Source organism: Vibrio sp. 10N.247.310.17 (assembly GCF_041466605.1).
Classification (GTDB): domain Bacteria; phylum Pseudomonadota; class Gammaproteobacteria; order Enterobacterales; family Vibrionaceae; genus Vibrio; species Vibrio tasmaniensis_A.
This window is the reverse complement of the sequence record NZ_JBFSTC010000122.1, coordinates 1-11,309: the sequence shown is the minus strand read 5'-3', so window position 1 is coordinate 11,309 and position 11,309 is coordinate 1. Positions and strand designations below refer to the sequence as shown.

Here is an 11,309-nt window from a genome sequence, read left to right as displayed (position 1 = left end):
CTCGCGACCACCGGAATCACAATCCAGGGCTCTACCAACTGAGCTATAGCCACCATTATTTCTTTTTGCCAATTCTCACTTACCAAAATAAGAGACCGGATGGCGCGCCTGAAAGGATTCGAACCTTCGGCCTTTGGCTCCGGAGGCCAACGCTCTATCCAGCTGAGCTACAGGCGCATGCCCTGTCGGCGGAGTGGAATAATACGTATATCACCTTATGCCGTCTAGTACTTTTTTAACTTTTTTTTCTGTTTGGTCTCTTTTTCGACAGTTAATATGTGATAAACCCCTTATTTGAGTACTACAACCCACCGCAGCTTATAAGTTGTTGTTTATTGCAACAACTTATCGGGATATAATCACCCATTATTTACATTGGTTTAACAGTTGCTCTTTGCTGATAAAGCCAAAACACCCTTCCAACACTATAAATTGGTAAGCATGTACTTACCTTGGGAATGTAAAGTGAGTTTAATGGATATGTCTCGTCGAATTTTAAGCGTTGTCATCGCAGTTTTAACCTTTTCAACTGGCGCTATGGCTTCAGGCCTAAGCGAAGCAGAGCAAGATGCTATTGCTGAACGCATCAAACCAGTTGGCCAAGTTTACCTAGTCGGCAGCGAGCCAGTAACCGCAGAACCAACAGGCCCTCGTGATGGCGCAACAGTTTACGGTACCTTTTGTATCGCTTGTCACGCATCTGGCGTAAGTGGCGCACCTAAAACAGGTGATGCTGGTGACTGGGGTCCTCGTATTGCCCAAGGTCGTGATATCCTAGCTGACCACGCAATCAACGGCTTCAATGCTATGCCAGCGAAAGGTTCATGTATGGACTGTTCAGACGACGAAATCAAAGATGCTATCGAGCACATGATTGCCGGTCTGTAATTTACCGATCTGTAATTAAAAATACCAAATTCAAAAAAGGTGACCTCATGGTCACCTTTTTATTGGTCTCGATTTAGAGCCAAACATCACTTCTTATTGAACATCGCACGAATGTTGGCAATGTGTGCCTGTCCTTTCTCCATTCGTTCTTCTGCGGATTGAGGCTTCTTCACGCTTTCCCACTCCACATCTTCATGCGGCAGTTCATCAAGGAATCGGCTTTGTGTTGGCTTTATCAATTCGCCATACTGACGACGTTCACGACATTTAGTGAAGGTCAGCTCTTTCTGCGCGCGAGTAATCCCTACATACATAAGACGACGTTCTTCTTCTACGTTACCTTCATCGACACTGGTTTGGTGTGGCAAGATACCCTCTTCGGCTCCCATCAGGAACACATACGGAAACTCTAGGCCTTTCGATGCGTGCAATGTCATTAATTGAACTTGGTCTGCATCGTCATCATCTTCACCACGCTCCATCATGTCACGTAGCGTTAAACGTTGAACCACTTCTCGTAGGGTCTTCTCTTCTTTGTCGTAGTTGTCACCCTCAAGGTCAGCAACGATCCAACTATAAAGATCAGAAACGTTCTTCATTCTCATCTCTGCAGCCTTCGGGCTTGCCGAGGTTTCGTACAACCAATCTTCATAGTTAATATCACGAACCAAAGAGCGAACAGCCTCAACGGTATTGCCACGTTCAGCATTATCAGAAATACGAACAATCCAATCGCTGAAACGGCGCAGGTTTTCTAAACCACGACCAGTCAAAGTTTGCTCTAAACCCATCTCAAAGCTCGCTTCAAACAAGCTCTTGCCACGCATGTTGGCGTAGCTGCCTAACTTCTCAAGCGTCACCGGGCCAATCTCACGACGTGGTGTGTTTACAATACGTAGAAACGCGTTGTCATCATCAGGGTTCACCAACACGCGGAGGTAAGCCATGATGTCTTTAATCTCAGCTCTAGCGAAGAAAGACGTACCGCCAGAAATTTTGTAAGGCACACGGTTCTGCATCAACGCTTTTTCAATCAAGCGAGATTGGTGGTTACCACGGTACAGCACTGCGCAATCTTTATATTCAGTGCGGTTTAAAAACTTGTGAGCGATGATCTCACCTGTAATACGCTCTGCTTCATGCTCTTCATTCTTAGCATTCAGTACCTTGAGCTTTTCACCGTCCGGGATCTCAGAGAACAGTGATTTTTCATAAACGTGTGGGTTATTAGCGATCAAGATATTCGCTGCACGCAAAATTCGACTCGTTGAGCGGTAGTTCTGCTCTAGTTTGATCAAGCGTAAGTTCGGGTAATCCTCACCTAACAGCACCAAGTTTTGCGGTTTTGCACCACGCCATGAGTAAATAGATTGGTCATCGTCACCTACGACCGTCAAACGACCACGCTCTCCCACAAGCAGACGCACCAATTCATATTGGCTGGTGTTGGTATCTTGATACTCATCGACAAGTAAATAGCGAATACGAGACTGCCAGCGCTCACGCACTTCTTGATTGGTTTTCAGAAGTAATACTGGCATCGCAATCAGATCATCAAAATCGAGCGCGTTGTATGCCTTCATCTGTTTCTGGTACATCTCAAAACAGAATGCAAACAACTGCTCTTGTTCGCCTTGAGCTCGAGCTTTCGCCTGATCTGGCGTCAGCATGTCATTCTTCCAATTCGAAATGGTGCTCATTAAAGCACGCAGCAGATCCTTATCACCATCGATCTGTCTCTCTGTTAGCTCTTTTAATAGCGCCAACTGGTCTTGGTCATCAAATAGAGAGAAGCCCGCTTTCAGACCCAGCGCTTTGTATTCACGACGAATGATAGTTAAGCCCATGGTATGAAAAGTCGAAACGATCAGGCCTTTCGATTCACCTTTACCCAGAGTTTGCCCCACACGTTCTTTCATCTCGCGTGCCGCTTTATTGGTAAAAGTTACCGCTGCAATATTGCGTGCCTTGTAACCACACTCTTGAACCAAGTAAGCAATCTTATTCGTGATAACACGTGTTTTACCCGATCCAGCGCCTGCTAATACTAAACAGGGGCCCGAAACATATTTCACGGCTTCATCTTGTCTTGGGTTCAGTTTCATTTGGTTCTCAATTTGGTCTATCGGGGCGAATTCAATTGCGCGCCTATAATAATGCTGCAACACCTCGAATGCTACGCTCTCTTATGCAAGAATTTTATATCACATATGAAAAACTATGTTGCACTTATGTATGGGTCTTAGGCTATAATGAATGAACGTTCATTCATTAGTGAGTATATTATCACTGTCTGGTTTTTATTCTATGATAGATAAAAGACAACAAATTATAGATGCCGCCGAAAAACTGATTGCTGAATCAGGCTTTCACGGACTTTCTATGCATAAACTAGCTAAAGAAGCAGGAGTTGCGGCTGGAACTATTTATCGCTACTTCTCAGACAAAGAAGAACTATTACAACAAGTTCGCTTAGCTGTCACTCAACGAAATGCTGGTTTAATTCAGCAAGGCGTTGAAGATTCGATGAGTCTAAAAGAACGATTTAGAAAAATGTGGCTCAACATTTTCGAGCTCTCGGGATCAAACATCTGCAATTTAAAGAATAGAGCTCAATACGACTCTTTACCTTGTATTCGCAGCCATGAGACCAAAGAGATTGAACGAAAAATGTTCCACAAAATAGATCAACTCTTTACTGAAGGTAGAGAGCAAGGGGTGTTTAAGCCCCTAGAAAACCCTGTTTTAGCAGCACTTAGCTTAGAAGTCAGTGTCACGCTGGCCCGTAAGCAATCTCTTGGATATTACCAACTTGATAAAAAAGCCATTGAAGCGGCGATTGAAGCAAGTTGGGATGCGATTATTACACACTAATTTGGAGTTCTAACTAGAATGAAAAAGTGGACTTTCTTCATGTTACTCATCGCTGTACTACTTTTCGGCAGCGTTATTGGGTTTAACATGTTTAAACAACAAAAAATTGCTGAGTTTATGGCTAACCGACCTGAGCCAGAGTTTCCAGTAACGGTAACAGAAGTTCAACCTATCGACTGGGTTCCAGTAATCGAAGCTATCGGCTTCATCGAACCTAACCAAGGTGTAACACTAGCGAACGAAACCAGCGGTGTTATTGACCAAATATCTTTTGGTTCTGGTACTGATGTTAAAAATGACCAACTTCTTATTCGTCTTGATTCTGGCGTAGAAAAGGCAAATCTAAAGAGCTCTGAAGCTCGCCTACCTGCGGCAAAAGCAAAATACAAACGCTACCAAGGTCTTTTTAAGAAAGGTTCTATTTCTAAAGAAGCATACGATGAAGCAGAAGCAAACTTCTACTCTCTATCTGCTGATATTGAAAGCCTAAAAGCATCTATCGAACGTCGTGAAATTCGTGCTCCTTTCGATGGAAAAGTGGGTATCCGTAACGTTTACCTAGGTCAATACCTGCAATCAGGTACGGATATCGTTCGTTTAGAAGATACCAGTGTCATGCGCCTGCGCTTCACGGTTTCTCAAACTGATATCTCTCGCATCCATGTGGGGCAAGCTATCGACATATTTGTTGATGCCTACCCAGAGAAGCCATTTGAAGGTTCTATCAGTGCCATCGAACCAGCAGTAAGCATCCAAAGTGGTCTTATCCAAGTTCAAGCAGATATTCCAAACAATGATGGCAAGCTTCGTAGCGGTATGTTCGCTCGTGCTAACATCATTCTGCCTAAGCTAGAGAACCAAGTTACTCTTCCTCAAACAGCGATTACTTTCACTCTATATGGTGACAATGTTTACATCTTAACTGAAGAAGACGGAGTTCAGCGTGTTGCTCAACATGTTGTAAAAGTAGGTGAGCGTACGGCTGATATTGCACACATCCTTGAGGGTGTTAAAGCTGGCGATACAGTTGTAACTTCTGGCCAAGTACGCCTAAGTAACGGCGCCAAAGTTAAAGTTGTTGAAAGTGATGCAATCACTCCACCATCTGAAACACCTAAGCTGTAACTGGAGGCACAATGCGCTTTACTGATGTTTTTATTAAACGTCCAGTTCTAGCGGTATCCATCAGCTTTTTGATTGCTCTGCTTGGCTTACAAGCAATCTTCAAAATGCAGGTGCGTGAATACCCGGAAATGACGAATACCGTGGTGACAGTCTCAACTGGTTACTATGGTGCAAGTGCCGATCTTATCCAAGGCTTTATCACCCAGCCCCTCGAACAGGCTGTGGCTCAAGCGGATAATATCGATTATATGACATCTTCTTCTGTACTAGGTAAATCTACGATTACCGTGAACATGAAGTTGAACACCGACCCGAATGCGGCATTGTCTGACATACTGGCCAAGACAAACTCGGTACGTTCTCAGCTACCTAAAGAGGCTGAAGATCCAACCGTAACCATGTCGACCGGTTCAACAACCGCTGTACTCTATATTGGTTTTACCAGTGACGAATTGGTATCGAGCCAAATTACCGACTATCTAGAGCGTGTAATCAACCCGCAGCTATTTACGGTTAATGGTGTATCTAAAGTTGACCTATATGGTGGTATGAAATACGCACTGCGCGTATGGCTAGACCCATCAAAAATGGCGGCGATTGGTCTGACTGCATCTGATGTAATGACGGTACTGAACGCTAACAACTACCAATCAGCGACGGGTCAAGCGACCGGTGAGTTCGTGCTTTACAACGGCAGTGCCGATACACAAGTATCAAACACTGAAGAACTAGAGAATCTAGTCGTGAAAAGCGGAGAAGGTGAGATCATTCGCCTATCCGATATCGCGAAAGTTTCTCTTGAGAAAAGTCACGATGTTTACCGAGCAAGTGCTAACGGCCAAGAGGCGGTTGTAGCCGCGATCAATGCGGCGCCAAGTGCGAACCCAATCAACATCGCAGCTGATGTACTGGAACTTCTTCCTCAACTAGAGAAGAACCTACCAAGCAACATCTCAATGAACGTCATGTACGATTCAACTATTGCGATTAACGAGTCAATTCAAGAGGTTATCAAGACCATCCTTGAAGCGGCATTAATCGTATTGATCGTAATTACCTTATTCTTAGGTTCATTCCGAGCGGTACTGATCCCTATTATTACTATCCCACTGTCTTTGATTGGTGTTGCAATGGTAATGCAGGCAATGGGTTTCTCTTGGAATCTAATGACACTATTGGCAATGGTACTTGCCATCGGTCTAGTGGTAGATGATGCGATCGTAGTACTTGAGAACGTCGACAGGCATATCAAGCTCGGCGAGTCCCCTTTCCGTGCAGCGATTATCGGTACCCGCGAAATTGCGGTGCCTGTTATCGCAATGACGTTAACGCTAGGTGCGGTATATGCTCCAATTGCGATGATGGGTGGTATTACAGGCTCGCTATTTAAAGAGTTTGCATTAACCCTAGCTGGTTCGGTTTTCGTATCAGGTATTGTGGCACTAACGCTCTCGCCAATGATGTGTTCAAAAATGCTGAAAGCTCACGCTGAACCAAGCAAGTTTGAGCAGAAAGTTCATAGCGTGCTGGATGGCATGACTAACCGTTACGAGCGTATGCTTGGTGCGGTAATGCAACATCGTCCAGTATTTATTGGTTTTGCTATCATCGTATTTGCAAGTTTACCGTTGTTGTTCAAATTCATCCCTAGTGAGCTAGCACCTTCAGAAGATAAAGGTGTAATCATGTTGATGGGTACTGCACCGTCGAATGCAAACTTAGACTTCATGCAAAATACCATGAACGACGTAAACCAGATTCTGTCTGATCAACCAGAAGTTGCTTACGCACAGGTATTTACAGGTGTGCCAAATGCAAACCAAGCATTTGGTATCGCGTCTATGGTTCCTTGGAGCGAACGTGAAGCAAGCCAATCAGACGTAGCGAACCGCGTTGGTAATTTGGTGAAAGATGTTCCAGGAATGGCGGTAACTGCATTCCAAATGCCAGAACTACCCGGTGCTGGTTCAGGCCTTCCAATTCAGTTTGTTATAACAACGCCAAACAGTTTTGAAAGCTTGTTCCAAATTACCACAGACATTCTGGCTGATGTCTCTTCAAACCCGTTGTTCGTATATTCAGATCTCGACCTGAATTACGACTCAGCAACCATGAAGATCAACATCGACAAGGATAAAGCAGGCGCATACGGTGTGACCATGCAAGATATCGGTATCACGCTCGGTACCATGATGTCAGATGGCTACGTAAACCGTATCGACTTGAATGGCCGTTCTTACGAGGTAATTCCTCAAGTTGAACGTAAATTCCGTTTGAACCCAGAATCAATGAACAACTACTACGTACGTGCTGCAGACGGCAACGCTGTACCACTAGGCAGTTTGATTACGATTGATGTTGTGGCAGAGCCTCGCTCTCTTCCTCACTTCAACCAATTGAACTCGGCTACGATTGGTGCGGTACCGGCTCCAGGCGCTGCAATGGGTGATGCAATTGCATGGTTTGAAGACACGGCAGCGAATAAGCTTCCAAGTGGCTACAACCATGACTACATGGGTGAAGCACGCCAATACGTAACAGAAGGTAGCGCACTTTACGCGACCTTTGGTTTAGCTCTGGCAATCATCTTCTTGGTATTGGCGATTCAGTTTGAATCACTGAAAGACCCACTGGTTATCATGGTATCTGTACCACTGGCGATCTGTGGTGCCCTAATAGCTCTGGCTTGGGGCGCGGCAACGATGAACATCTACTCGCAAGTTGGTTTGATCACCTTAGTCGGCCTGATTACCAAGCACGGTATCTTGATTTGTGAGGTTGCGAAAGAAGAGCAGCTGCACAATCAAAAAACTCGTATTGAAGCGGTAATGGAAGCAGCGAAGGTTCGTCTTCGTCCAATCCTGATGACAACGGCTGCGATGATCGCGGGTCTAATCCCACTGATGTACGCAAGTGGTGCGGGTGCGGCTCAGCGTTTCAGTATTGGTATCGTAATCGTTGCTGGTTTAGCAATTGGTACTCTATTCACGCTATTTGTACTGCCAGTGATTTACAGTTACTTAGCTGAAAAACACAAACCTCTACCTGTATTTGTTGAAGACAAAGACCTAGAAAAACTAGCTCGCGTCGATGAAGCAAAAGCAGCGCACAGAGAATTAGCTGATAATAAGTAATCACTAAGTCGTAATAACAATAAAAAGGCTACTTCGGTGGCCTTTTTTTGTACGCCATAGGCGACATCGCAAGTGTGATTAAATAGAATAGTGGTAAATATTCAGGAGTTTTAATTGATATGTTTGATCCAAAAAAACTAGAGCAGATTGCTAAGCAGATCCACGATTCTATGCCTCAACCAGTAAAAGAGCTTGGTTCAGATGTAGATCAAAAAGTTCGCCAGGTTATCCAAGGCCAACTGAACAAGCTAGACGTTGTAAGCCGTGAAGAGTTTGATGTTCAAACACAAGTACTACTGCGCACTCGCCAAAAGCTGACTGAAATGGAACAAAAGCTAGCGGACTTAGAAGCAAAGATTGCCGACAAGTAAGCGTAAAGAAAGAAAACTGAAAGTCTACGAAGACTGAACAAACAATGTTCATTTTATTGATTTTTAAGACTTTGTTACTAAAAGCAAAAAGGCTTGGTCAACGGCGACCAAGCCTTTTTATTAGATGTTGTGTTGCTTATTTATAACTCCAACCTGTAAGGAGTTAGTGATACTGCTTCGCTTTTTCTGCAAATTTATCAGTATCTAAGCGACAAATTAACCGCCTACAGCGATACGCTTCATGTCGCTCATGTAGCTACGTAGCTCTTCACCAATATACTCTACAGGGTGGTTACGGATAGCTTCGTTTACTTCAATTAGTTTAGCGTTATCAACTTGGTTAGATGTTTCACCTAGACCACGGCCGATTACGTCTGTTGCTACTGAAGGCATGAACTTCTCACGTAGTAGCGGTGTTGCTACGTTAGCGAATAGGTAGTTACCGTACTCAGCAGTATCAGAGATTACAACGTTCATTTCGTAAAGACGCTTACGAGCAACTGTGTTTGCGATTAGTGGAAGCTCATGTAGAGATTCGTAGTAAGCCGACTCATCGATGATGCCAGATGCTGTCATTGCTTCGAATGCTAGCTCAACACCGGCGCGAACCATAGCAACCATTAGGATACCGTTGTCGAAGTACTCTTGCTCTGAGATTTCTACGTCAGAAGCTGGGTAGTTTTCGAATGCTGTTTCGCCTGTCTCTTCACGCCAGCCTAGTAGGTTCACGTCATCGTTCGCCCAGTCAGCCATCATTGTGCTAGAGAAGTGACCAGAGATGATGTCATCCATGTGCTTGTTGTAAAGCGGACGCATTAGGTCTTTTAGCTCTTCAGAAAGCTCAAACGCTTTAACTTTAGCAGGGTTAGATAGACGGTCCATCATGTGAGTTACACCACCGAACTTAAGTGCTTCAGTAATCGTTTCCCAACCGTATTGTAGAAGTTTACCTGCGTAGCCTGGTTCGATGCCATCAGCAATCATCTTCTCGTAAGATACGATAGAACCCGCTTGTAGCATGCCACATAGAATAGTTTGCTCACCCATAAGGTCAGATTTAACTTCAGCTACGAATGAAGACTCTAGGCAACCTGCACGGTGGCCACCAGTACCTGCAGCCCAAGCTTTAGCGATATCCCAGCCTTCACCTTTAGGGTCATTTTCTGGGTGAACAGCGATCAGTGTTGGAACACCGAAACCACGCTTGTACTCTTCACGTACTTCAGAACCTGGACACTTAGGTGCAACCATTACAACGGTAAGGTCAGCACGTAATTGCATTCCTTCTTCAACAACGTTGAAACCATGAGAGTAACCAAGAGCAGCGCCTTCTTTCATTAGAGGCATTACTGTCTCAACAACATTAGTGTGTTGCTTGTCGGGAGTAAGGTTAATAACTAGGTCTGCTTGAGGGATTAGCGTTTCGTAGCTACCAACTACAAAGCCGTTTTCGTCAGCATTCTTGAATGATTGACGCTTCTCATCAATTGCAGCTTGGCGTAGAGCGTAAGATACGTCTAGACCAGAATCACGCATGTTTAGACCTTGGTTCAGGCCTTGAGCACCACAGCCAACAATGACGATCTTCTTACCTTCAAGGTATTCAGCTTCAGTCGTAAATTCTTCACGATCCATGAAACGGCAGCGACCTAATTGGTCTAGTTGCTCACGAAGGTTTAATGTATTGAAATAGTTAGCCATTGTAGGGCACTCCTTTAAAAATAAGTCCGTAAGGTCGATATCTCTCTATCGAATGACTTCATACTAAAACAGACACTCCGTTGCTGAAAGTGATATATTCACAATTAGTTATTGCAATAAATGCAACATGGAAACGATCGCAAAACATGAACATAAAATCTCTACAATTATTTATACATTTATGTGATAGCAAGAGTTTCAGCAAAACAGCTGCGGCTATGCACGTCAGTCCTTCTGCCCTTAGTCGTCAAATACAAAAGCTTGAGGAAGAAACAGGACAAGAACTGCTTATCAGGGATAATCGAAGTGTTGACCTCACACCAGCAGGGAAACATCTGTTACCTGTGGCATTGAACATCGTTGGCGAGTGGCAGCAATATAATCTCCACCTAAAAGGCGGAGAACAGGAGCTCAAGGGTGAGATCCGCATTTTCTGTTCCGTAACAGCAAGCTACAGCCACCTTCCTGAACTCATTACCGAATTCAGGGCTATTCATCCGTATATTGAGTTTAAGCTATCTACCGGTGATCCAGCGCAATCCATCGACAAGATCCTGAATGATGAAGCTGATATTGCTATTTCAGCTAAACCAGATATTTTGCCTTCAAGATTAGAGTTCGAAACCATTAGCGATATACCACTGTCAGTGATCATCCCCTCCGGTGTCAGTAGTTTTAGCCAGCAACTGCAATCAGAGAAACCAAACTGGAATGAAGTGCCTTTTATCATCCCAGAAGCAGGTACTGCACGAGAACGTGCGAACGCGTGGTTCAAAAAGATGAAGATAAAGCCCAACATTTACGCTCAGGTATCAGGTCATGAAGCAATCGTAAGTATGGTTGCTCTTGGCTGTGGGGTTGGTATCGCTCCAGACGTTGTAATCAACAACAGCCCTGTGAGAGATAAAGTCGACCGCTTAAAAATAGAACCAATCAAGCCGTTTGAATTGGGAGTGTGCTGTAAGCGATCGCAGTTAGAAAATCCGTTGATTAGAGCATTTTGGCAGGTAGCTGAAGGTAAATACCTTCAAGACTAGTTATCTATAAGTGATAACAAGCAAGTGTGGAGTCACAGATAAAGAGCACGTTAGTGCTCTTTTTTGTTTTTCTAAACGACAAATATGAAAAAAGCCCGCTGATTTCTCAGCGGGCTTTTAAATGGTGGTGGAGGGATAGGGATTTGAACCCTAGAACCGCTATTAACGGTTGCCGGTTT

General features: G+C 44.3%; 8 protein-coding genes and 1 tRNA gene. 6 read left to right on the top strand and 3 right to left on the bottom strand.

What is annotated here, in order from left to right; genetic code table 11:
• Positions 1-100 precede the first annotated feature (100 nt).
• A tRNA-Arg gene (locus AB6D80_RS22645) sits at positions 101-177 on the bottom strand.
• 297 nt (positions 178-474) lie between these two features.
• On the opposite strand from AB6D80_RS22645, the gene AB6D80_RS22640 reads away from it, so the two are divergent.
• Positions 475-888, top strand: a complete 414-nt coding sequence (locus tag AB6D80_RS22640; protein ID WP_372189668.1) for a cytochrome c5 family protein — start codon at positions 475-477, stop codon at positions 886-888.
• An 86-nt stretch (positions 889-974) separates the two neighbouring features.
• On the opposite strand, the gene rep is transcribed toward AB6D80_RS22640, so the two are convergent.
• Positions 975-2,993 (bottom strand): DNA helicase Rep, encoded by a 2,019-nt coding sequence (gene rep, locus AB6D80_RS22635; protein WP_372189666.1) that lies wholly within the window; start codon positions 2,991-2,993, stop codon positions 975-977.
• Positions 2,994-3,144: 151 nt separating this feature from the next.
• On the opposite strand from rep, the gene AB6D80_RS22630 reads away from it, so the two are divergent.
• From AB6D80_RS22630 to ubiK, 4 genes are all read left to right on the top strand, one after another.
• Positions 3,145-3,762 (top strand): TetR/AcrR family transcriptional regulator, encoded by a 618-nt coding sequence (locus tag AB6D80_RS22630; protein WP_009848082.1) that lies wholly within the window; start codon positions 3,145-3,147, stop codon positions 3,760-3,762.
• A gap of 18 nt (positions 3,763-3,780) precedes the next feature.
• Positions 3,781-4,887, top strand: coding sequence for an efflux RND transporter periplasmic adaptor subunit (locus AB6D80_RS22625; protein ID WP_372189664.1), 1,107 nt, complete (start codon positions 3,781-3,783; stop codon positions 4,885-4,887).
• Positions 4,888-4,898: 11 nt separating this feature from the next.
• The gene (locus AB6D80_RS22620; RefSeq protein WP_009848084.1) at positions 4,899-8,021 is read left to right on the top strand and encodes a multidrug efflux RND transporter permease subunit; all 3,123 of its coding nucleotides are present in this window, start codon (positions 4,899-4,901) and stop codon (positions 8,019-8,021) included.
• Positions 8,022-8,140: 119 nt separating this feature from the next.
• The gene (gene ubiK, locus AB6D80_RS22615) at positions 8,141-8,392 is read left to right on the top strand and encodes a ubiquinone biosynthesis accessory factor UbiK (RefSeq protein WP_009848085.1); all 252 of its coding nucleotides are present in this window, start codon (positions 8,141-8,143) and stop codon (positions 8,390-8,392) included.
• A gap of 216 nt (positions 8,393-8,608) precedes the next feature.
• On the opposite strand, the gene ilvC is transcribed toward ubiK, so the two are convergent.
• Positions 8,609-10,093, bottom strand: a complete 1,485-nt coding sequence (gene ilvC / locus AB6D80_RS22610) for a ketol-acid reductoisomerase (protein ID WP_017096410.1) — start codon at positions 10,091-10,093, stop codon at positions 8,609-8,611.
• Between the two features lie 146 nt (positions 10,094-10,239).
• Here ilvC and ilvY point away from each other — a divergent pair, with 146 nt between their 5' ends.
• Positions 10,240-11,130: an HTH-type transcriptional activator IlvY gene (ilvY, locus tag AB6D80_RS22605; RefSeq protein ID WP_371704110.1), complete on the top strand. Its 891-nt coding sequence runs from the start codon at positions 10,240-10,242 to the stop codon at positions 11,128-11,130.
• Positions 11,131-11,309: the final 179 nt, after the last annotated feature.